Source organism: Cupriavidus sp. 05T42, assembly GCF_056396345.1.
Genome location: NZ_JBFTLH010000004.1, coordinates 182,940 through 204,848, shown reverse-complemented (window position 1 = coordinate 204,848; position 21,909 = coordinate 182,940). Strand labels below are relative to the sequence as shown.

At 68.1% G+C, this 21,909-nt stretch carries 22 protein-coding genes; 16 read left to right on the top strand and 6 right to left on the bottom strand.

Annotated features, from left to right (window positions below; all coding sequences use genetic code 11):
- Positions 1 to 13 precede the first annotated feature (13 nt).
- Genes AC1EJR_RS07125 through gatC form a run of 3 tightly spaced genes read right to left on the bottom strand, consistent with a single transcriptional unit; the run spans position 14 to position 2,337 of the window.
- Positions 14 to 478 (bottom strand): hypothetical protein, encoded by a 465-nt coding sequence (locus AC1EJR_RS07125; RefSeq protein WP_441591485.1) that lies wholly within the window; start codon positions 476 to 478, stop codon positions 14 to 16.
- Positions 478 to 1,977: an Asp-tRNA(Asn)/Glu-tRNA(Gln) amidotransferase subunit GatA gene (gene gatA, locus AC1EJR_RS07120; RefSeq protein ID WP_441591484.1), complete on the bottom strand. Its 1,500-nt coding sequence runs from the start codon at positions 1,975 to 1,977 to the stop codon at positions 478 to 480. Before gatA ends, AC1EJR_RS07125 begins: the two co-directional genes overlap by 1 nt.
- A 60-nt stretch (positions 1,978 to 2,037) precedes the next feature.
- The gene (gene gatC, locus AC1EJR_RS07115) at positions 2,038 to 2,337 is read right to left on the bottom strand and encodes an Asp-tRNA(Asn)/Glu-tRNA(Gln) amidotransferase subunit GatC (protein ID WP_477112765.1); all 300 of its coding nucleotides are present in this window, start codon (positions 2,335 to 2,337) and stop codon (positions 2,038 to 2,040) included.
- 767 nt (positions 2,338 to 3,104) lie between these two features.
- Here gatC and AC1EJR_RS07110 point away from each other — a divergent pair.
- The 7 genes from AC1EJR_RS07110 (at position 3,105) to AC1EJR_RS07080 (ending at position 11,140) form a co-directional block, all read left to right on the top strand.
- The gene (locus tag AC1EJR_RS07110; RefSeq protein ID WP_011296266.1) at positions 3,105 to 4,148 is read left to right on the top strand and encodes a rod shape-determining protein; all 1,044 of its coding nucleotides are present in this window, start codon (positions 3,105 to 3,107) and stop codon (positions 4,146 to 4,148) included.
- A gap of 127 nt (positions 4,149 to 4,275) precedes the next feature.
- Entirely contained in the window at positions 4,276 to 5,247 is a 972-nt protein-coding gene (gene mreC, locus AC1EJR_RS07105; RefSeq protein WP_092291234.1) for a rod shape-determining protein MreC, read from the top strand.
- Positions 5,244 to 5,756, top strand: a complete 513-nt coding sequence (gene mreD, locus AC1EJR_RS07100; protein ID WP_092291236.1) for a rod shape-determining protein MreD — start codon at positions 5,244 to 5,246, stop codon at positions 5,754 to 5,756. Before mreC ends, mreD begins: the two co-directional genes overlap by 4 nt.
- Before the next feature lie 85 nt (positions 5,757 to 5,841).
- Positions 5,842 to 8,217 (top strand): penicillin-binding protein 2, encoded by a 2,376-nt coding sequence (mrdA, locus tag AC1EJR_RS07095; protein WP_477112764.1) that lies wholly within the window; start codon positions 5,842 to 5,844, stop codon positions 8,215 to 8,217.
- Between the two features lie 14 nt (positions 8,218 to 8,231).
- Complete coding sequence (gene rodA, locus AC1EJR_RS07090) at positions 8,232 to 9,374, top strand: rod shape-determining protein RodA (RefSeq protein ID WP_454756722.1); 1,143 nt, start codon at positions 8,232 to 8,234, stop codon at positions 9,372 to 9,374.
- A 49-nt stretch (positions 9,375 to 9,423) separates the two neighbouring features.
- Positions 9,424 to 10,095: a DUF484 family protein gene (locus tag AC1EJR_RS07085; protein ID WP_477146930.1), complete on the top strand. Its 672-nt coding sequence runs from the start codon at positions 9,424 to 9,426 to the stop codon at positions 10,093 to 10,095.
- A gap of 1 nt (position 10,096) precedes the next feature.
- Positions 10,097 to 11,140, top strand: a complete 1,044-nt coding sequence (locus AC1EJR_RS07080; protein WP_477146929.1) for a tyrosine recombinase XerC — start codon at positions 10,097 to 10,099, stop codon at positions 11,138 to 11,140.
- Positions 11,141 to 11,149: 9 nt separating this feature from the next.
- Here the strand turns inward: AC1EJR_RS07080 and AC1EJR_RS07075 are convergent, their stop codons facing one another.
- Positions 11,150 to 12,109: a transcriptional regulator GcvA gene (locus tag AC1EJR_RS07075; protein WP_092291246.1), complete on the bottom strand. Its 960-nt coding sequence runs from the start codon at positions 12,107 to 12,109 to the stop codon at positions 11,150 to 11,152.
- 195 nt (positions 12,110 to 12,304) lie between these two features.
- Here AC1EJR_RS07075 and AC1EJR_RS07070 point away from each other — a divergent pair, with 195 nt between their 5' ends.
- From AC1EJR_RS07070 to pcp, 9 genes are all read left to right on the top strand, one after another.
- On the top strand, positions 12,305 to 12,673 hold the full coding sequence (locus AC1EJR_RS07070; RefSeq protein ID WP_092291248.1) for a DUF2917 domain-containing protein: 369 nt from the start codon (positions 12,305 to 12,307) through the stop codon (positions 12,671 to 12,673).
- A 118-nt stretch (positions 12,674 to 12,791) separates the two neighbouring features.
- The gene (gene lipB, locus AC1EJR_RS07065; protein ID WP_477146928.1) at positions 12,792 to 13,550 is read left to right on the top strand and encodes a lipoyl(octanoyl) transferase LipB; all 759 of its coding nucleotides are present in this window, start codon (positions 12,792 to 12,794) and stop codon (positions 13,548 to 13,550) included.
- 82 nt (positions 13,551 to 13,632) lie between these two features.
- Complete coding sequence (gene lipA / locus AC1EJR_RS07060) at positions 13,633 to 14,625, top strand: lipoyl synthase (RefSeq protein ID WP_092291252.1); 993 nt, start codon at positions 13,633 to 13,635, stop codon at positions 14,623 to 14,625.
- Between the two features lie 337 nt (positions 14,626 to 14,962).
- Positions 14,963 to 15,613 carry a 5-oxoprolinase subunit PxpB gene (gene pxpB, locus AC1EJR_RS07055; RefSeq protein WP_092291254.1) on the top strand — a complete coding sequence of 217 codons (651 nt, stop codon included), beginning with the start codon at positions 14,963 to 14,965 and terminating at the stop codon, positions 15,611 to 15,613.
- Entirely contained in the window at positions 15,610 to 16,629 is a 1,020-nt protein-coding gene (locus AC1EJR_RS07050; RefSeq protein WP_092291256.1) for a 5-oxoprolinase subunit C family protein, read from the top strand. Before pxpB ends, AC1EJR_RS07050 begins: the two co-directional genes overlap by 4 nt.
- Positions 16,630 to 16,663: 34 nt before the next feature.
- Complete coding sequence (gene pxpA / locus AC1EJR_RS07045) at positions 16,664 to 17,404, top strand: 5-oxoprolinase subunit PxpA (protein WP_092291258.1); 741 nt, start codon at positions 16,664 to 16,666, stop codon at positions 17,402 to 17,404.
- Positions 17,405 to 17,470: 66 nt separating this feature from the next.
- Positions 17,471 to 18,211: a DUF969 domain-containing protein gene (locus tag AC1EJR_RS07040; RefSeq protein ID WP_092291261.1), complete on the top strand. Its 741-nt coding sequence runs from the start codon at positions 17,471 to 17,473 to the stop codon at positions 18,209 to 18,211.
- A 3-nt stretch (positions 18,212 to 18,214) separates the two neighbouring features.
- Positions 18,215 to 19,165, top strand: a complete 951-nt coding sequence (locus AC1EJR_RS07035; protein ID WP_092291263.1) for a DUF979 domain-containing protein — start codon at positions 18,215 to 18,217, stop codon at positions 19,163 to 19,165.
- An 18-nt stretch (positions 19,166 to 19,183) separates the two neighbouring features.
- Complete coding sequence (pcp, locus tag AC1EJR_RS07030; protein WP_477146927.1) at positions 19,184 to 19,846, top strand: pyroglutamyl-peptidase I; 663 nt, start codon at positions 19,184 to 19,186, stop codon at positions 19,844 to 19,846.
- Positions 19,847 to 19,862: 16 nt separating this feature from the next.
- Here pcp and AC1EJR_RS07025 read toward each other — a convergent pair whose 3' ends face one another.
- Both AC1EJR_RS07025 and AC1EJR_RS07020 read right to left on the bottom strand, forming a co-directional pair.
- Positions 19,863 to 21,173 (bottom strand): VanZ family protein, encoded by a 1,311-nt coding sequence (locus AC1EJR_RS07025; RefSeq protein WP_477146926.1) that lies wholly within the window; start codon positions 21,171 to 21,173, stop codon positions 19,863 to 19,865.
- Between the two features lie 21 nt (positions 21,174 to 21,194).
- A complete protein-coding gene (locus tag AC1EJR_RS07020; RefSeq protein WP_477146925.1) occupies positions 21,195 to 21,896 on the bottom strand; it encodes an ABC-type transport auxiliary lipoprotein family protein in 702 nt (233 codons plus the stop codon).
- Positions 21,897 to 21,909: the final 13 nt, after the last annotated feature.

Sequence of the window (21,909 nt, the reverse complement as noted above, 5' to 3'; positions counted from 1 at the left end):
CATGATAGTTACGTTATCGCGTGCGGGCGCAGGCGCCCGAGTCCGGCTCGAACATCACCGGCCACGCTTCTTCATAGATGCCGGGCGTGCAGTGCGACTGGCAGCTTGCGTGCGCCAGCGTCACGCGGCGCGGGTCCTGCCAGACCATCAGCTTGCAGGCGCTGCCATCGTTGGCGCGCAGCTCGATATGTGGCGTTTTGCGCACCTGTCGGAAGTCGGCCAGATTGAAGCTGCACGAGCCGCGCTTGCCGACCCACAGCTTCCACTGCAACTGCTGCACGGCGTTGTCCACCACGCGTAGCTGGGCGTCCTCGCGGAAACCGTCTTCCTCGGTGCGGCGGCAGTCGCCGTTCAGGTCGATGTCCCGCGCGGCGATGGGCGTGGAGCGCCCGCCGAAGGGCAGCGAGCAGCCGGCCAGCACCACGGCGAGGGCCATCGCGACAAAGAGGCGTAGCAGGCGCTTGTCGTGCATCGTCATCAGGCCGGGCGGCGCAGGTGCCAGTCGGTGGCCTGCTGGAACGCATGGGCCACCTGCAGCAGGCGCGCTTCGTCGAAATAGTTGCCGATGAGCTGCAGGCCGACGGGCATATTGTCCTGACCGGTGCCGCACGGCACGCTCATGCCGGGCAGGCCGGCGAGGCTGGTGGAGAGCGTGAAGATGTCGGCCAGGTACATCTGCACCGGGTCGGCGGTCTTCTCGCCGAGCTTCCAGGCCACCGTGGGCGCCACCGGGCCCATGATCACGTCGCACTGGCTGAAGGCGCGCTGGAAATCGTCGGCGATGATGCGGCGGATCTTCTGCGCCTGCAGGTAATAGGCGTCGTAATAACCGTGCGACAGCACGTAGGTGCCCACCATGATGCGGCGCTTGACCTCGGCGCCGAAGCCTTCGGCGCGGGACTTCTTGTACATGTCGAGCAGGTCGCTGTACTCGGCCGCGCGGTGGCCGTAGCGCACGCCGTCGAAGCGCGACAGGTTGCTCGACGCCTCGGCCGGTGCAATCACGTAGTACACCGGGATCGACAGCTCGGTCTTGGGCAGGGTCACGTCGACCAGCGTCGCGCCGAGCTTCTCGTACTCGGCCAGCGCGCCGCGCACGGCGGCTTCCACGTCGGCGGACAGGCCCGCGCCAAAGTACTCGCGCGGCAGGCCGATGCGCAGGCCGGCCAGCGGTTGGTCGGCGCTGGCGCCGGCGCGCGGCTGGCCCAGATGGCGCGTGAAGTCCTCGTCCACGCCGCCCTGGGCGGGCGTGAGGCTGGTGGAATCCTTCGGATCGAAACCGGCCATGGCGTTGAGCAGCAGCGCGCAGTCCTCGGCCGAGCGCGCCATCGGGCCGCCCTGGTCGAGCGACGAAGCGAACGCGATCATGCCGTAGCGCGAGACGCGGCCGTAGGTCGGCTTGATGCCGGTGATGCCCGAGAACGACGCCGGCTGGCGGATCGAGCCGCCGGTGTCGGTGCCGGTGGCGGCCGGGGCCAGCCCTGCGGCCACCGCGGCGGCGGAACCGCCCGAGGAGCCGCCCGGCACGCGCTGCTTGTCCCACGGGTTGCGCACGATGCCGAAATACGAGTTCTCGTTCGACGAACCCATCGCGAATTCGTCCATGTTGGTCTTGCCCAGCGTGACCATGCCGGCGGCGGCGAGGCGCTCCACCACGGTGGCGTCGAACGGGCTCTGGTAGCCGGCCAGCATCTTCGAGCCGGCCGTGGAGGCCCAGCCGCGCGTCACGAAGACGTCCTTGTGGGCGATGGGCACGCCGGTCAGCGGCGTGGCCTGGCCCTGGGCGCGGCGCGCATCGGCGGCACGGGCCTGCTCCAGGGTGAGGTCGGCGTTGATGTCGACGAAGGCGTTCAGGTCGCGCGCGGCCTCGATGCGGGCGAGGTAGTCGCGCGCGAGTTCCTCGGCGGAAACGGTGCGCGCCGCCAGGGCATCGGCGATCTGGCGCAGGGAAGTCACGGAATCAGCGGAAAAGGACATGTTGGTCTGGTGTCTGCGGTGGCGGTCAGGGGCGGCGGGCCGGGCGGGTGGGCCCGGGCGTCACTCGATGACCTTCGGCACCAGGTAGAGGCCGCGTTCGGTGGCCGGGGCCGGGCGCTGGTAGTCTTCGCGGCGGTCGGTCTCGGTCACGGCATCCTCGCGCAGGCGCTGGGCGATGTCGCGCACGGCGGAGAGCGGGTGCGCCAGCGGCTGGATGCCGGTGGTGTCCACCGCCTGCATCTGCTCCACCAGCGAGAAGAAGTTGTTCAGTTGGGCGAGCGTCTGCGCGGCCTCGGCATCGCTGGTTTCGATGCGGGCCAGGTGCGCGATGCGCTTGACGTCGGAGAGTGCGAGAGCCATGGCGTGATGCGGCGCGGGCGCCGGGTTCAGTCCATCGGACTGGGGATGTTGCGGTCGGGTGGCGGGCAGGACGCCCGGAGCGGGGTCCGGGGGCGCCCCCGGGATCGTTTCGTTACAAGTTTTTCCGGGCGCTGACGCCCCGAAACAGCGTGGATTATAAGGTATCATTACGCGCTGCAGGCCTCCCGCAACGCGGACTTCACATGGCGCGCCAAATGGCGGGTTCCAGGCAGGTCACGGGTCACGCCGGCGGCTGCGCCGGTGATGCCGTCGCCACTGCTGGCACGTACCATGAGTGCCGGGCAGGGCAGCCGCCCGGGGCATGCGGCGCGCGAGCGTCGCAGGACTGCAACAGAGCAGGAAACGATTGGCGAACGATAAAGGCACGGCCCGGCGGCGAGTCCGCGATTAACGGCTGGTTTTCATCGCAGTTTCACACTTCACAATCAGGTTCCTCCGATTAGGCTTCTGCCATCKTCAGGCGATTTTCCGACCTGTCCGGCGCATCTGGCGGCGAACTTTCGCGCAGAGTCTAATCAAAGGTTCCCGTAGGTCCGGCGTGCAGGTTGCGCCGGTTGCGGATCGCCGATGACCGGGCGGGCATGCGCCCCTCGCCGTCGGCACCGGGGCGTACCGGCTTGCCGGTACGGGCCGCAGCGCACCGGGGGAACCGTGAACCATCACCCTTGCAAACGTATACCTGGCCGGGCCGAAGACGGCGCCGGCCGTTTCGCATACTCGCGAGCCAACAAAAGACAGGATTCCTGATGTTCGGATTTCTCCGCAGCTATTTCTCCAACGACCTGGCCATCGACCTGGGCACCGCCAACACCCTGATCTATATGCGCGACAAGGGCATCGTCCTGGACGAGCCGTCGGTCGTGGCCATCCGTCAGGAAGGCGGCCCCAACGCCAAGAAGACGATCCAGGCGGTCGGCAAGGAAGCCAAGCAGATGCTGGGCAAGGTGCCGGGCAATATCGAGGCCATCCGCCCGATGAAGGACGGCGTGATCGCCGACTTCACCGTGACCGAGCAGATGCTCAAGCAGTTCATCAAGATGGTCCATGACTCGAAGCTGCTGCGCCCGAGCCCCCGGATCATCATCTGCGTGCCGTGCGGCTCCACCCAGGTGGAACGCCGTGCCATCCGCGAATCGGCGCTGGGCGCCGGCGCCAGCCAGGTGTACCTGATCGAGGAGCCGATGTCGGCCGCGATCGGCGCCGGGCTGCCGGTGTCGGAGCCGTCGGGCTCGATGGTGGTGGACATCGGCGGCGGTACCACCGAGGTGGGCATCATCTCGCTGGGCGGCATGGTCTACAAGGGTTCGGTGCGCGTGGGCGGTGACAAGTTCGACGAAGCCATCGTCAACTACATCCGCCGCAACTACGGCATGCTGATCGGCGAACAGACCGCCGAAGCCATCAAGAAGGAAATCGGCTCGGCATTCCCGGGGTCCGAAGTGCGCGAGATGGAAGTCAAGGGCCGCAACCTGTCCGAAGGCATTCCGCGTGCATTCACGGTCTCGTCGAACGAAATCCTCGAAGCCCTGACCGATCCGCTGAACCAGATCGTGTCCGCCGTGAAGATCGCCCTCGAGCAGACGCCCCCGGAACTGGGTGCCGACATCGCCGAGCGCGGCATGATGCTGACCGGTGGCGGCGCGCTGCTGCGCGACCTGGACCGCCTGCTGGCCGAGGAAACCGGCCTGCCGGTGCTGGTGGCCGAAGACCCGCTGACCTGCGTGGTGCGCGGCTCCGGCATGGCGCTCGAGCGCATGGACAAGCTCGGCAGCATCTTCTCGTACGAGTAAGAACAGGAACCGCAACGTGGCGACACGCGGCATGCCGGCCCCAGCAGGCTGCGCCGGCGCGTGCGCCACGAGATTTCCGCCCCTTCCCGCCGCCCCCGGCGGGATGACTTCGCCTGCGCACGGGTAAATGGATTACTCCCCACCGCCGCTCTTCAAGCAAGGCACGTCCGCCGTGGCGCGGCTGGTCATTTTCGTGACCATCGCGCTGACGCTGCTCGTGGTCGATGCCCGCTTCGACGCCATGCGCGTCGCGCGCCAGGTTGCCGCCACCGTGCTGATGCCGGTGGAACGCGCGGTCCTGGTGCCGCGCGATGCGCTGCGCGGCGTCTTTGACTATGCCCAGTCGTCCGTCACGCTGGCCAACGAGAACCGCGAGCTGCGCCGCAGCGCCGTGGAGCAGGCCAGCGCCGCCGTGCGCCAGGCCCAGCTCGAGGCCGAGAACAACCAGCTGCGCAAGCTGCTGAATCTGACCCAGCAATCGGCCACGCCGGTGGTGGCGGCGGAGATCCTCTATGACGCCCGCGACCCGTACAGCCAGCGCATCGTGATCGACCGGGGCAGCGTGCAGGGCCTGCGCGCCGGCTATCCGGTGATCGACGAACGCGGCGTGATCGGCCAGATCACGCGGGTCTCGCCGCTCCAGTCCGAAGTGACGCTGCTGACCGACAAGGATCAGGCGATTCCGGTCCAGGTGGTGCGTAACGGGCTGCGCAGCGTGGCCTTTGGCGGCTCGCGTGCCGGGCAGCTCGACCTGCGCTTCATGGCGGCCTCGGCCGATCTCCAGCAAGGAGACCTTCTCGTCACATCCGGCCTGGACGGGACCTATCCGCCCGGCCTGCCGGTGGCGAAGATCTCCCATATCGAACGCAAGGCCGATACCGCCTTCTCGCGCGTGTACTGCGAGCCGGTGGCTGGCGTGCGCTCGCACCGACAGTTGCTGGTGGTGCGTTACGAGTCCGGGCTGGGACCGCGTCCGCAGGACGAGGACAAGCCGCAGAAGGCCGAGCGCGGTGCGCGTTCGGCGGCGGCCCGCGCCGGTGCCGAGAAATCGGCAGAGAAAAACGGCGATAAACCCGCTGCCACGGAGCCCGCACGGTGACCAATCCCCAGTATCTGCTGCGCCCGGTCAACCCCGCGTTCATCGCGGTGACGTTCATCGTCGCCTTCCTGTTCAACCTGATGCCGTGGGGCACCACGCTCTGGATTCCGGACATGGTGGCGCTGGTGCTGGTGTTCTGGAACATCCACCAGCCGCGCAAGGTCGGCATGGGCGTGGCCTTCCTGCTCGGCCTGCTGATGGATGTGCACGATGCCCGCCTGCTGGGCGAGCACGCCATGGCCTACACGCTGCTGGCCTACTTCGCCATCACGATCCATCGCCGCGTGCTGTGGTTCTCGGTTTATACCCAGGCGCTGCACGTGCTGCCGCTGCTGTTTATCGTCCACGCCGTGCCGGTGGTGATCCGCCTGGCCATGGGCGCGCCCCTGCCGGGCTGGCAACTGCTGCTGGCGCCCTGCATCGAGGCGCTGCTGTGGCCGCTGGCCACCAGTGTGCTGTTGGCGCCACAGCGGCGTTCGCACGACGTCGACGAAACCCGACCGATTTAGCCGATCCAGCCTTCCCGGGCCGGATCTATCTATATAGAGCCGCCCGGGCCACCGCCCACGCCGAACCCGCCGCCGCAGTACCGCCATGACCGAAATCCGCAACGTCGAACTGGAAATCGGCCGCTTCCGCATCCGCGTGGCGGCTGCCGCCCTGTTTACGGTGATCTGCTTCGGGCTGCTGTTCACCCGCTTCCTGTGGCTGCAGTGGTACAAGCACGACCAGTACTCGGCCAAGGCCGAGGACAACCGGATCTCGGTGGCGCCGATCGAGCCCAATCGCGGCATCATCATGGACCGCAACGGCGTGATCCTGGCGCGCAACTATTCGGCCTACACGCTGGAAATCACGCCGTCGAAGCTGACCGATACCCTCGACAACACGATTGAGTCGCTTTCGTCACTTGTCGATATCCAGCCGCGTGACCGTCGCCGCTTCAAGCGGCTGCTGGAGGAATCGCGCAGCTTCGAAAGCCTGCCGATCCGCAGCCAGCTTTCCGACGAGGAAGTCGCCAAGTTCTCCGCCCAGCGCTTCCGTTTTCCCGGCGTGGATGTGCGCGCGCGGCTGTTCCGCCAGTACCCGCTCGGCGAATCGGCCAGCCACGTGATCGGCTACCTGGGGCGCATCTCGCAGCGCGACCAGGAGCGGATCGATGCGATGGACGAGGCCAACGACGCCGAGGGCGCCAAGTACGATCCGCGCAAGGACGCCGACAACTACAAGGGCACCAACTACATCGGCAAGATCGGCCTGGAGCAGAGCTACGAGGCCGAACTGCACGGGCTGACCGGCTTCGAGGAAGTGGAAGTGAGCGCGGGCGGGCGGCCGATCCGCACGCTGTCCACCTCGCCGGCCACGCCGGGCAACAACCTGATCCTGTCGCTGGACATCCGCCTCCAGCAACTGGCCGAGCAGCTGTTTGGCGACCGGCGCGGCGCGCTGGTGGCGATCGAGCCGGCCACGGGCGACATCCTGGCCTTCGTCTCCAAGCCGACCTACGACCCGAACCTGTTCGTGGAAGGCATCGACTCGAAGACCTGGGACGAACTCAACAGCTCGCCGGACAAGCCGCTGCTGAACCGCCCGCTGCGCGGCACCTATCCGCCCGGCTCAACCTACAAGCCGTTCATGGCGCTGGCGGCGCTGACCATCGGCAAGCGCACGGCCGCCTGGGGCATGCACGATCCGGGCTTCTTCACGCTGGGCAACCACACCTTCCGCGACGACAAGCCGGGCGGCCACGGCTGGGTGGACATGCAGGCGTCCATCGTGCAGTCCTGCGACACCTATTACTACGCGCTGGCGCGCGACATGGGCGTCAACGGCATCCACGACTTCATGAAGCCGCTCGGGTTCGGCCAGATCACGGGTATCGACATCGAGGGCGAAAGCCGCGGCATCCTGCCGTCCACCGAGTGGAAGCGCAAGGCGTACCGCAAGCCCGAGCAGCAGAAGTGGTATGACGGCGAGACCATCTCGCTGGGCATCGGGCAGGGCTACAACAGCTTCACGATCCTGCAACTGGCCAATGCGGTGTCGATCATCGTCAACAATGGCGCGGCGATGAAGCCCCACCTGGTGAAGGCGGTGGAGGATTCGGTCTCGCGCCAGCGGACGCTGACCGTGCCCAAGGAAAGCTATCGGATTCCGCTCAAGCAGGCCGATATCGACGTGATCAAGAAGGCCATGGTGGCCGTGACGCACTCGGGCACTGCCGCGCGCGTGTTCGCGGGCGCGGCCTACGAATCGGCCGGCAAGACCGGCACGGCGCAGACCTACACGCTGGCCAAGGGCGAGAAGTACAACCACCATGCCATCGACGAGCGAAAGCGCGACCACTCGCTCTATACCGCGTTCGCGCCGGCGGACAACCCGAAGATCGCGCTGGCGCTGATCGTCGAGAACGCCGGCTTCGGCGCGGCCGTGGCGGCGCCGATCGCGCGGAAGGTGATGGATTACTACCTGCTCGGCAAGTGGCCCGAGGAGTTGCAGGCCAACGCGCCGCCGTCGGCCGAGCGCGAGCGCGCGGGCGGCAAGCCGCCGGTGGACACGCCGAGCGTGTTCACCACCGGCCTGACGGCGAACGTGGCGACGGCCACGGTGATGGCCAATGCGCCGGTGAGCGCGGCCTCGGGCGCGGACGCCAGTGCTGCGGGGGCGAGTGCAGCCCTGGCGGGGGCTTCCGGCGCCACCGTGGCATCGGGCGCCGGCGCGCGCGGCGCGTCGGAATCGATCGCCGCCCAGCTTGACCCGGCCGCCATCGCGCCGGCCTCGGCCGTGGCCACGCTCGACGAACGGATGCTCCAGGCGCTTGGCCACAGCAAGCCGGCCGCGCCGGCTCCGGTGCCGGTCCCGGCACCCGCCGCGCGCCCCGCACCCGCCTCGGCGCCTGCGCCGGCCAAGCCACGCGTCCGGCCGGTCAGCACGACGGCACCCGCCCCCCGTAACAATGCTTCAGAGTAAAGGAGACGGGCACCATGGATAAACGCCGCGTCGTGTCCGTGATCCGGACGGCCCTCACGGGCTTCGACAAGCCGCTGGCCCTGATCGTCTTCCTGCTGTTCGCCACCGGTATCGTGGCGCTGTACTCGGCCGCCATCGACATGCCGGGCCGCGTGGAAGACCAGCTGCGCAACATCCTGCTCTCGTACGCAGTGATGATGGTGATTGCCTACATGCCGACCCAGCTGCTGATGCGGGTCGCCGTCCCCCTATATACAGTGGGCGTGGCGCTGCTGATTGCCGTGGCGATGTTCGGCCTGATCCGCAAGGGCGCGCGGCGCTGGCTCAACGTGGGCATGGTGATCCAGCCGTCCGAGATCATGAAGATCTCGATGCCGCTGATGCTGGCGTGGTACTTCCAGAAGCGCGAGGGCGTGGTCAAGTGGTTCGACTTTGTCGTGGCGCTGGTCATGCTCGGCATTCCGGTGGGGCTGATCGCCAAGCAGCCTGACCTTGGCACGGCGCTGCTGGTGCTGGCCGCCGGCCTCTATGTGATCTATTTCGCCGGGCTGACCTGGAAGATCATCCTGCCGCTGCTGGCCATCGGCGTGGTGGCGGTCACGCTGCTGATCTCGTATGAAAGCCAGATCTGCGCGCCGGGCGTGAACTGGCCGATCCTGCACGACTACCAGCAGCACCGCGTCTGCACGCTGCTGGACCCCACCACCGACCCGCTCGGCAAGGGCTTCCACACCATCCAGTCGATTATCGCCATCGGTTCGGGCGGCGTGACCGGCAAGGGCTGGCTCAAGGGCACCCAGACCCACCTGGAATTCATCCCCGAGAAGCACACCGACTTCATCTTCGCGGTGTTCTCGGAGGAATTCGGCCTGATCGGCAACGCGGTGCTGCTGGTGCTGTACCTGATGCTGATCTTCCGCGGGCTGTATATTGCCGCCAATGCGCCGACGCTGTTCTCGCGGCTGCTGGCGGGTTCCATCACGCTGATCTTCTTCACCTACGCTTTCGTGAACATGGGCATGGTGAGCGGGATCCTGCCCGTGGTGGGCGTGCCGCTGCCGCTGCTCAGTTATGGCGGGACGGCGCTGGTGACGCTGGGCATGGGGATCGGCATCCTGATGAGCATTTCGCGCCAGAAGCGGCTGATCCAGACCTAGCAGTGCCGTTTGCTACACTGCCATCCGAAAAATACTCCGGTAGAAGCTTATGAACGCCCAAGATGTCGCCGCCTGGCTGCAGAGCAATCMGCAGTTCTTCGAGGAACACGCCGAACTGCTGGCCGCGGTGCAGCTGACCAGCCCGCATAGCCATCGCGCCGTGTCGCTGCAGGAGCGCCAGATGGAAATCCTGCGCGAGAAGAACAAGGGGCTGGAGCTGAAGCTGGCCGACCTGGTCCGCCACGGGCACGACAACGACCGCACCCAGCAGCGCATGCACGCCTGGCAGCTCCGCCTGCTGGCCGAGGCCGACTCGCACGCGCTGCCGTACACGGTGCAGGACGGCCTGCAGCAGGTGTTCGACGTGCCGGCCGTGGCGCTGCGCGTGTGGAACGTCGGCGAAGCCTTTACGCACATCGAAGTGGCGCAGGGCGCCAGCGACGACCTGCGCCTGTTCGCCGAAGGGCTGCGCGCGCCGTACTGCGGCCCGAACAGCGGCTTCGAGGCCGCCGCGCTGCTCGAGCGTGACGACATCGCCTCGCTGGCGATGGTGGCGCTGCGCGTGCCGACCCGCCCGGACGAAGACGCGCTGGGCGCCACCTTCGGCCTGCTGGTGCTGGGCTCGCCCGATGCGCGCCGCTTCCACGAAGGCATGGGCACGGCCTACCTGGGCCAGATCGGCGAAGTCGCCGGCGCCGCGCTGAACCGCCTGCGCGACTGACATGTCCCGCCGCCCGCCATCGGATAGCGAGGCACCGGACCCCAAGCCGGTGCCCGATCCGCTGGTGGTGCGCTACCTCGACTGGCTGGCCACCGGCCGCAAGCTGGCCGAACACACGCTGGCCAGCTACGGCCACGACCTCTMCGTGCTCCAGACCCACGCCGCGCGCCACGCGCCGGGCGTGGCGCTGCTGGCGCTCGAAACCCATCACATCCGGTCCTTCGCCGCGCGCATGCACGGCGGCGGCCTGTCCGCGCGGACCATCGCCCGCACGCTTTCCGCCTGGCGCGGCTTCTACCTGTGGGCGGCGCGCCATGGCCATGGCGTGGCGGTGAATCCTGTCGATGGGGTGCGCGCGCCCAAGCGCGGCCAGCCGCTGCCCAAGGCGCTGTCGGTGGAGCACGCGGTGGCGCTGGTCGCCCATCGCCCCGGCGACTCGGCCKAGGCGCGGCGCGACCAGGCGGTCTTCGAACTGTTCTATTCGAGCGGGCTGCGGCTGTCGGAGCTGGTGCAGCTCGACCTGCGCTACACCGAGGATGGCGCGTACCGCTCGATCGGCTGGATCGACCTGGCGGGCGCCGAGGTCACCGTGATCGGCAAGGGCTCGCGCCGGCGCTCGGTGCCGGTCGGCAGCAAGGCGATGGAGGCGCTGCGGGCGTGGCTGGCCGTGCGCGACACGCTGCTGCGCCCCGGCGCAGCGCCCGAGGACGCCCACGCGCTGTTCCTCGGCACGCGCGGCAAGCGGCTGTCCGGGGCGACCGTGCAGTCGCGCATCCGCAAGCAGGCGCTGTCGGCCGGCGTGCCGACCMACGTGCATCCGCACATGCTGCGCCACTCATTCGCCACGCATATGCTGCAGTCGTCGGGCGACCTGCGCGCGGTGCAGGAGATGCTCGGCCACGCCAGCATCGCCACGACGCAGGTCTACACCTCGCTCGACTTCCAGCATCTGGCCAAGGTCTACGACCAGGCCCACCCGCGCGCGGGGCGTGCAAAGACTGCCACGCCGGCACCTGCGAAACCTTCGGACAAAGACGAGAAGTAGGGCGCTGGCCTAGTCAGACCACTGCGACAAAATGTTGCGAAAGCGCTCCATCTCGGGCAGCAGCCACTGGCGGAACGCCTGCACCTTCGGCAATTCCAGGCTGGCCTGCGTGCTGACGAAGTACAGCAGCCACGGGCAGACGATGCTCACGTCGAACAGCCGCACCACGCGGCCGGAGAGCAGGTCGTTGTAGGCCAGCGAGGAGCGGATCAGCGCGATGCCCTGGCCCTCGGCGGCGGCCTGCAGCAGCAGCGAGGAATCCTGCAGCAGCAGGCCCTTGCGCGGCTCCGGCCAGTCCAGCCCGGCGGCTTCGAACCACGGTTGCCACGGATCGCCCTCGCCGCGCAGCAGCGGCATGCCGGCCATGTGCGCCGGCTGTTCGGGCAGGCGGCCACCGTTGAAATCGGGGCTGCACACGGGAAAGAACACATCGTCGAGCAGCCGTTCCACGTACAGGCCGGGGTAGTCGCCGTTGCCCATGCGCAGCGCGATGTCCACTTCCTCATTGGCGAAGTCGACCAGCGAGTTCGAGGACAGCAGCTCCACGTCCAGCTCCGGATGCTGCTCGATAAAGCTGCCAATGCGCGGCGTGAGCCAGCGCGCGGCGAAGGACGGCATGGTGCTGATGGTCAGCCGCTTGTCGCGGTTGCCGGCCTGGAGCACGCGCGTGGCATCGGCGATCTGCAACAGCGCGTCGCGCACGCGCTCGGCGTAGACCCGGCCGTTGGCGGTCAGCATCACCCGCTTGCCGCGCCGCTCGAACAGCAACTGGCCCAGTTCCTCCTCCAGCGCGCGGACCTGGTGGCTGACGGCGCCATGGGTGACGAACAACTCCGCCGCCGCGCGGGAAAAGCTCTCGTGGCGGGCGGCGGCCTCGAAGGCGCGCAGCGCGGAGAGCGCCGGCAGGCGCGGGAAATCGCGCTTCCAGCGCTGTCCATTGTCGGGATTCCAGCTGCCGCTCCAGACCATGATGCGAGTTCTCTATGTGAGTTTGGCTAACAAGACACAAGAATATATATCGTTTTGATAGTGCTAGGGCAATCACTAGAATGCAATGCACCGGAACCGCTTGTCAGCGCCCCCTAACTGGCCCGGTCCAATATCCAGGCCAGTTCCGGCGCATCTGACCAGTCAGCGGGCACCCGGCACACGGAGAAAGCCATCATGAAAGCATTGCTCACAACGACAGTGTTCACCCTCGTCCCTGGCGAAGTCACCAGCCTCTCGCTCCATGCTGCCCAGCGTCTTTTTGTGGAAGACGCCAAAGCCACGGACGTGTGGGTGACCCGCGAGAACGACTCGGAGGATTACTGGCTCCGTTGTGGCGGCAGCCTGTTGCTCCGGCGCGGCGACGAGATCGTGATCAGCGTGGACTCGCGCGCGACCCGCCCGGTCAGGCTGGCGCTGATTGCGGAAGCACGCCGCCCGGCGGCGACCGTGGCGGACCTGCCACACCTCGTGTATCGCGCCGTGAGGCGTTTGGTTCGAGGGACCGAATGGACACCGGGCCAGGATCAGGTCACGGCCTCCTGAACTGAGGCTGGTCTGGCCGCCCAGGCCGGACCGGGAGGCCGAATGCGAGACCCCGCCATGACCGGGGTCACCCACCAGGGGCCGGCGGATGCCGGCCCTTTTCGTTACACTCTCGGGCATGCATGCCATTCAAGTCATCGAACGGGGTCTGGAGCCGTACGCGCCCTGTTTCGACGCCATGCGCGCCTATACCGAGGCCCGCACGCCCGACACGCCGGACCAGATCTGGCTGGTCGAGCACCCGCCGGTCTACACGCTCGGCCAGGCCGGGGACCCCGCGCACCTGCTCTTGCCCGACGCCGCCATCCCCGTCGTCAAGATCGATCGTGGCGGACAGATCACTTATCACGGCCCGGGCCAGGTCGTGGCCTACCTGCTGCTCGACCTGCGTCGTCGCCACCTGATGGTGCGCGAGCTGGTGACCGATATCGAGCAGGCGGTGCTGGACACGCTCGCGGCGTATAATCTCGCAGCCGAACGCAAGCCCGGCGCCCCCGGCATCTACCTGTCGGACGGACCGCACCAGGGCGCCAAGATTGCCGCGCTCGGCCTCAAGATCCGCAACGGCTGCAGCTATCACGGCGTCAGCCTCAACGTGMAGATGGACCTCTCACCGTTCCTTCGCATCAACCCCTGCGGCTATGCCGGACTGGAAACAGTCGACATGGCCAGCGCGGGCGCCACCGTGCCGGGGGCAGACGAAGCCGGAGGAACGCCATCGACGCTGGGTGCCACGACGAATGCCACGAACGGCGCCGTCACTGCGGCCCACTACCCCGAAATCGCGCGACGCCTGGCGGCGGCCCTGTGCGAGGTGCTGGCGGCGCGCGAAGCGCGTGCCCCGGTGCGCGGGAATGCCGCCGCCGAGGCCGCCTGAGCACAGCGATGGCGTACCCGGCCCCGATTCACAGCCAAGTCCACAGCCAAACATGCACGCGGCCAAGCGTGCGGAGAACAGTATGAGCGACGCCCTGATCGCCACGTCCAGCGAAGCCCCGCAATCCCCTGCCGAGTACGATCCGACCCGCAAGCAGAAGTCGGCCGACAAGACCGCGCGCATCCCCATCAAGATCGTGCCGGCCGAGAAGCTGAAGAAGCCGGAGTGGATCCGCGTGAAGGCGGCAACCGGCAACTCGCGTTTCTACGAGATCAAGGACATCCTGCGCGCGAACAACCTCGTCACGGTGTGCGAGGAAGCGAGCTGCCCGAACATCGGCGAGTGCTTCGGCAAGGGCACGGCGACGTTCATGATCATGGGCGACAAGTGCACGCGCCGCTGCCCGTTCTGCGACGTGGGCCATGGCCGCCCCGATCCGCTCGACGTGAACGAGCCGGGCAACCTGGCGCGCACCATCGCCCAGTTGAAGCTGAACTACGTGGTGATCACCAGCGTGGACCGCGACGACCTGCGTGACGGCGGCGCTCAGCATTACGTGGATTGCATCTCGCAGACMCGCGCGCTGTCGCCGGCCACCCGCATCGAGGTGCTGGTGCCTGACTTCCGTGGCCGTCTGGACAAGGCGCTGGACGTGCTTCAGGCCGCCCCGCCCGACGTGATGAACCACAACATGGAAACCGTGCCGCGCCTGTACAAGCAGGCTCGCCCGGGCGCCGACTACGCGCACTCGCTCAAGCTGCTGCAGGAGTTCAAGCGCCGCAATCCGCACCTGCCGACCAAGTCTGGCCTGATGGTGGGCCTGGGCGAGACTGACGAGGAAATCCTCGAAGTCATGCGCGACATGCGCGCCCACGATATCGACATGCTGACCATCGGCCAGTATCTGGCGCCGTCGAACCATCACCTGCCGGTGATGCGCTACGTGCATCCGGACACCTTCAAGATGTTCGAGGAAGAGGCCTACAAGATGGGCTTCACCCACGCCGCCGTGGGCGCCATGGTGCGCAGCTCGTACCACGCCGACCAGCAGGCGCATCAGGCCGGGTTTGCCTGAAGCAAAACAAAGCACGCAGGTAGCAGGATCAAAGAAGGCCGGGACACGCTCCCGGCCTTTTTTATTGCCTATTGTTCCGACAGGCAGGCAAGCGGCGCCTTGAATGTCTGCGCACCGCCTTTCAACCACCTTTCACAATAAGCGCAGCAAAAATCACTTATTCCCCGTCTTGGCGACATCTTGTCGCTAACGGTGCATAACATCCTAGGGACAACCCCGAGTGCTGGGCGTTGGCATGTTTCGTTATGATGAATTTATCGATAAATCGTCGATGAAATACGGCTGAGTCACATTCGGTCCGACGCCATCCGACCTCTTCCTCACAGGTTGCCCCCACATGCCCGATTGCACCGTCCATCGCCTGGCCGAGCAGGCGCTGCTCTATAGCGTGGCGCCGCCCGCTTCGCTCGATGTCCAGCGCCGCATCTGGGCCATGGCCGAGCGCGCCGCCGACTGGCGCGGCGTAGTGGACGTGGTGCCGGGCATGAACAATCTCACCCTGGTGTTCGACGACACCGCCGACGTGGCCGCGCTGGAGCGCAATCTGAAGGTGGCGTGGGCCTCCGGCGAGACGCGCAACGCCACCGGCAAGCTGGTGGAGATTCCCGTGCGCTACGGCGGCGAGTTCGGCCCCGATCTGGCCGATGTGGCCGCGCACACGGGCATGACGCCGCAGGAAGTGGTGCGCCGGCATGCGGCCGGCGAGTACGTGGTGTATTTCCTTGGCTTCCAGCCCGGCTTCGCCTATATGGGCGGGATGGTCCCCGAACTGGCCACGCCGCGCCGCCGCGAGCCGCGCCTGGCCGTGCCGGCCGGTGCCGTGGGCATCGGCGGCGAGCAGACCGGCATCTATCCGGCCGTGCTGCCCGGCGGCTGGCAGTTGATCGGCCATACCGACGCCCAGCTCTTCGTGGCGGACCGCGATCCGCCGTCCCTGTTCGCGCCGGGTGACACCGTGCGCTTCATCGTCGAGGAGTATCTGGCGTGATCGAAATCATTCGTCCCGGCGCGCAGGCGTCCGTGCAGGATCTCGGCCGGGTGGGCTTCCGACGCTTCGGGGTGGGCCGCTCGGGCGCGGCGGACAGTCTGGCGCTCCAGGTGGGCAACCGGCTGCTCGGCAACGCGGCCGGCGCCGCCGGCATCGAATTCACGCTGGGCCGCGCGGCCATGCGCTTCCATGTCGATATGCGCGTGGCGCTGGTCGGGGCCGAGTGCGGCGCCAACCTGGACGGCGTGCCGGTCTGGTGCTGGCATGCCTTCGATGTGCATCGCGGCGAGACCCTGACGCTGCCGTCCCCGCGCGGTGGCACCCGCACCTACCTCTGCGTGGCGGGCGGCATCGATGTGCCGCTGGTCATGAACTCCCGTAGCACGGATCTGAAGTCCGGCTATGGCGGCTTCGAGGGCCGCGTGCTGCGCGAAGGCGACAAGCTGCCCGCCGGCCGTCCGGGCCTGGACGAGGAACGCGACTGGCTCGGCGTGGCCGCACCCGGTTGGGCGCTGCCCGTGAACCGCATCGACGACGCCTGGGCCATCCGCATGCTGCCCGGCCCCGAATATCCCGATTTTGAACCCGCCGCGCAGGCCGCGCTGTGGCAGTCCGACTGGACCATCACGCCGCAGAGCAACCGCATGGGCCTGCGCCTGCAGGGCCCCGCGCTGGCGCGTCGCGCCGAGCGCAGCGGCGACCTGCTCTCGCACGGCGTGGTGCCGGGCGTGATGCAGGTGCCGCCGGCCGGCCAGCCCATCGCCCTGATGAGCGATGCGCAGACCACGGGCGGCTATCCGAAGATTGGCGTCGTGATCGGCGCCGACCTCTGGCGGCTGGCGCAGGTGCCGCTCGGCGCGTCCGTGCGCTTCGTGCAGGCCACGCTGGACGAGGCCGCCGCCGCGCAGGCGGAGCTGGACCGCTACCTGCGGCAGATCGACCAGGCGCTGCAATGGCAGGGCGATGGCATGAAGATCGCCGCGCGCCGCCGCACCACCACGCGCTTCGTGGCGTAACCGGGCTGGACCCCACCGTACAAGGAGAACCCCCATGCAAATCGACCTGAACGCCGACCTGGGCGAAGGCTGCGGCAACGACGAAGCCCTGCTGGCACTGATMAGCTCCGCCAACGTGGCCTGCGGCTGGCACGCCGGCGATGCCGCCACCATGCTCCAGACCGTGAAGTGGGCCATCGCCAACAACGTGGCGATTGGCGCGCACCCGAGCTTCCCGGACCGCGAGAACTTCGGCCGCACCGAGATGCAGCGCGACCCGGAAGCCGTCTACGCCGACGTCCTGTACCAGATCGGCGCGCTCGACGCCATCGTGCGCGCCCAGGGCGGCCAGCTCGCCCACGTGAAGCCGCATGGCGCGCTCTACAACATGGCCGTGCGCGATGAAAAACTCTGCGCCGCCATCGTACGGGCCGTGCGCGACTACAACCCCGACCTCGTCTTCTTCGGCCTGGCCAACAGCCGCATGATCACCATGGCGCGCGACGCCGGGCTGCAGGTGAAGGAAGAAGTGTTCGCCGACCGTGGCTACAACCCCGACGGCACGCTGGTCAAGCGCGGCACGCCGGGCGCGCTGCACGACGACGAGGAAGTTGCCCTGGACCAGACCCTGTCGATGGTGCGCGACCAACGCGTGCGCGCCATCGACGGCACCTGGGTACCGATCCGCGCCGAAACCGTGTGTCTGCACGGCGACGGCGCCCACGCGCTTGCCTTCGCGCGCCGCATCCGGGAACGGCTCGGCGCGGAAGGCATCGCCATCCGGGCTGGTGCCTGACGGGCGCCCGCCCGCCGGCGCTGGCTTTGCTCCACCGTTAGCTTCACCTTCTATCTGGTGTTACCCATGGAATCGGCTGTCAATCTTTGGCCCCTGCTCGGGGTCGGCGTCATCGTCATCGGCTTTGTCCTGCGGTTCAATCCCATGCTGGTGGTGGCGCTTGCCGCCATCGTCACGGGGCTGACCGCTTCCATGCCGCTGATGCAGATCTTCACCGCGATCGGCACGGCCTTCGTCAAGGCGCGCAACCTGCCGCTGATCATCCTGCTGCCGCTGGCCGTGATCGGCCTGCTCGAGCGCCACGGCCTGCGGGAGCACGCGCAGGCGTGGATCTCGCGCATCGCCTCGGCCACGGTGGGCCGCCTGCTGATCGTCTACCTCGCCGTGCGCGAGCTGACCGCCGCCGTGGGGCTGACCAGCCTGGGCGGACATCCGCAGATGGTGCGTCCGCTGCTGGCCCCGATGGCCGAAGGTGCGGCCGAGAACCGCTTCGGGCACCTGCCCGAGCCGGTGCGCCAGCGCGTGCTGGCCTTCTGCGCCGCCACCGACAACGTGGGCCTGTTCTTCGGCGAGGACATCTTCGTGGCCTTCGGTGCCATCGCGCTGATGCACACCTTCCTGCTGTCGTCGAACATCGACGTGGAGCCGCTGCACATCGCCGTCTGGGGCATTCCCACCGCGATCTGCGCGTTCCTGATCCACGCGGTGCGCCTGAAGCGGCTGGACGGCTGGCTCGAGCGCGAACTGGGCAAGACGCCGGCGGGGACGCCGGCCACGTCCGCCGCATCCGGCAAGGTTGGGGAGTAAGCCATGATCGTATCCATCGACTATCTCTACTGGCTGGCCGGCTTCGTGCTGGCGATTACCGCCCTGATGACGTTCACGGACAAGACGCACCCGCGTCGCCTGTCCACCGGCCTGTTCTGGGCGCTGTACGCGGCCATCTTCCTGATTGGCGACAAGATCCCGCCGGCCATCGTCGGCATCGCCGCCGTGCTGATGGCGCTGATCGCCGGCTTCGGCGGCGTGGGCCACGGCAAGCACGGCACGCTGCCCGAGTCGGAGCGCCGCGCCAGCGCCAAGCGGCTGGGCAACAAGCTGTTCATCCCGGCGCTGCTGATTCCGCTGGTGACCGTGATCGGCACGGTGCTGTTCAAGGACGTGAAGCTGGCCGGCGTGCCGCTGCTCGATCCGAAGAACGTGACGTTCGTGTCGCTCGGCATTGGCTGCCTGGTTTCGCTGGCCGTGGTGTGCTGGCTGACGCGTGACACCGTGACGCAAGGCATGCGCGAGTCGCGCCGGCTGATCGAGTCGCTGGGCTGGGCGCTGGTGCTGCCGCAGATGCTGGCGATGCTGGGCCTGGTCTTCGCGGACGCCGGCGTGGGCAAGGCCGTGGCGCACCTGGCCACCGCCTACATCAACATGGACTACAAGCTGGTGGCCGTGGCGGTGTACTGCGTGGGCATGGCGCTGTTCACGGTGATCATGGGCAACGGGTTTGCCGCGTTCCCGGTGATGACCGGCGGCGTGGGCGTGCCCATCCTGGTGGGCATGTTCGGCGCCAACCCGGCTGTGATGGCGGCCATCGGCATGTTCTCGGGCTACTGCGGGACGCTGATGACGCCGATGGCGGCCAACTTCAACATCGTCCCGGCGGCGCTGCTGGAGCTGGACGACAAGAACGCGGTCATCCGCGCGCAGGTGCCGTCGGCGCTGGCCATCCTGGCGGCCAATATCGTCCTGCTGTACTTCCTGATGTAACTGATGGAGACACGCACTATGCGTACCGCCCAGCGAACCGTATTACTTACCGGCTTCGAGCCGTTCGACAAGGAACCGGTCAACCCGTCATGGGAGGCGGTGCGGGCGCTGGACGGCCAGCAGGTGGGCGATGCGATCATCGTCGCCCGCCAGCTGCCGTGCGTGTTCGGCGCGGCCATCGAGGCGATGTCGGCGCTGCTGGCGTCGGTGAAGCCGGATGTGGCGATTGCGGTCGGCCAGGCTGGTGGCCGCACGGAATTGTCGATCGAACGCGTGGCGATMAATGTCGACGATGCGCGCATCGCCGACAACGCCGGCGCGCAGCCGATCGACCTGACCATTGCCGCCGATGGCCCGGCCGCCTACTTCGCCACGCTGCCGATCAAGGCCATCGTGCGCGACCTGCGCGCGGCGGGCGTGCCGGCGATGGTGTCGCAGACTGCCGGCACCTTTGTCTGCAACCACGTGTTCTACGGGCTGATGGATGGCATCGCGCGGCACGGCCTGACCGGCACGCGCGGCGGCTTCATCCACATTCCCTATCTGCCGGAACAGGCGGCGCGGCATCCCGGCGCGCCGAGCCTGGCGCTGGACACGCTGATCGCCGGCCTGCGGGTGGCGGTGCAGACCACGCTGACCACCGACGCGGATATCCGCKAGCAGGGCGGCCAGCTCCACTAAATCGATTCGATTGGGATCAGGGCTGGCCCGGACCCGGGCCGGCATCCACCTGCCGGTCCGTCGCCGCCGCCACGGCGCGCGCCGTGGCACGGCGCCGGGCCAGCCGCTGCAGCCGCCGGCGCATGCTCATCTGCTCCACGCGCCACAGCACATAGAAGAACGCCGCGAACGGCCACAGCCAGCCCAGCCACTGGGCCAGGCTGTTGAAGTGCACGAAACGTCCCATGCGCCAGCCTTGCTCCGAAATCCACGCATAGGGATTCGCCGGCAGCACGTTGGTCAGCACTACCAGCCCCGCCAGCGCCACGATGGCCAGCAGCGCGCGCAGCCAGCGTGGCAGGCGCAGCAGCAGCACCAGCACCAGCGAACTCGTGGTCAGCGCGAAGCGGCCCCCCTCGGACAGCCAGTTGAAGGTGTTGTCGTCCGCGAACTGCAACTCGGCCACGGTGGCCTTGAGCAGCAACGCGAAGGCGAGCAGCCCGGCCAGGATGCGCAGCATCGGCGCGGTGCGCCGCATCGCCAGCGAGGCGAACAGCCCCGTGCCGATCCAGCTGCACGCGGTCACCATGGTTTCCAGCATCAGCTGGGCCTGCATGTCGTCGGGCCGCAGTCCCACGTTGTTCTGCCAATCGAGCAGGGCGGGGAAGTAGCCCTGCAGGATCTCCATCGGCCAGGAATCGGGGTCGGTCAGCCATTCCCGCACGATGCCGCCCATGCCGAACAGGTGCTCCTGCGGAAAGATCTGCGCGAACGGCCACAGCAGCACCAGCAGGATCGCAAAGCTCGCATGGGGCTCGAACCACGCCATGCGCAGGCGCGTGAGCGTGCCGCGATCCACCRGCGCGCTGGTGAACGGCGCCACCATGGCCGCGCCCAGCAGCGCGCCGAGCGCGTTGGTGATCAGGTCGATATTCGACGAGATCCGGCTCGGCAGCCAGGTCTGCAACGCCTCCATGACCGCCGACAGCAGCGCGCCGGCCACCAGCGCGATCAGCGTGGCGCGCGCGCCCGAGATGCGCGGGTGCAGCGCCAGCACGACCAGCGCCCCGAACGGGCAATAGCCGAGCACGTTGGTAATCAGGTCGAACTCGGTGATGTAGCGCGGCTTGGGCGCGGTCAGGAAGGCCAGCGGCGAGATGCCGTTATTGACCCATCCCGTGAACGGATAGAGGCTGGCGTAGGCCACCAGCAGCGTGAAGCAGATCAGGCCGACGCGCGCCAGCGGCGAGTGGCGCGGCAGCCAGCYGTCCAGCTCCGGCTGGCGCGGCTGCTGCGGTGGCTGCGGCGGCGGGGGCGGGGGAGATGTCGGGGGCGCGACCAGAGTCATGCGTGCGAATACAGGMCGCCGTTACGGCCGGKGCGGATTCGGTGACGGCGGCGCCGTCGGCAGCGGCACCGCATTGGCGCCGGGCGGGTTGGCGGCGGGCAGCGCGGCCGGGCCGGATGCCGTGGCGGCGGCCAGCGGCAGCGTGGCAGCCCAGTCGAGGATGGCGGCGATCACCGCGTCGCTGCTGGTGGAGAGCGCCTTGACGCCGCCGGCGCCATCGGCGCTGGGGGCGGGCTGCTCGGCCACGAAGGTCTTCTGGCCGATCAGGCCCTTGTGATAGACGGTGGCGCGCGCCCGCACCACGCCCCGGCTGGCGGTGGCGCTGTCGAACACCTGCTCGAAGGCGAGCAGGTCCACCTTGAGCGCCGGCACCGAGCCATCGCCGAACCACGTCAGCGCGCCGCGCCCGGACACCGCGTCGCGCAGGCGCGCATCGAACAGGCGGGGTGGCGAATCGACCCAGCGCTGCGTGGCATAGGCCTGCAGCCGCTGCGCCTGCGAGTATTGCAGGCGGTAGTAGAGCGACTGGTTGTCCATCCATACCGGGCCGTCGGTCTGGGCCACGCGCAGCTTGGGCAGCGGTGCGGGCGACTGCGACGGCGTGCCGGCCATCGGCCCGAGGTCATAGGTCAGCGCGGACGGCCCCGGCGACAGCGCGCTGCATCCGCCCAGTGCGAGCAGTGCGGCAAGGGCGGCGATTCGTACGAGTCCTACAGGCGTCATGGCGGAGTCCCGG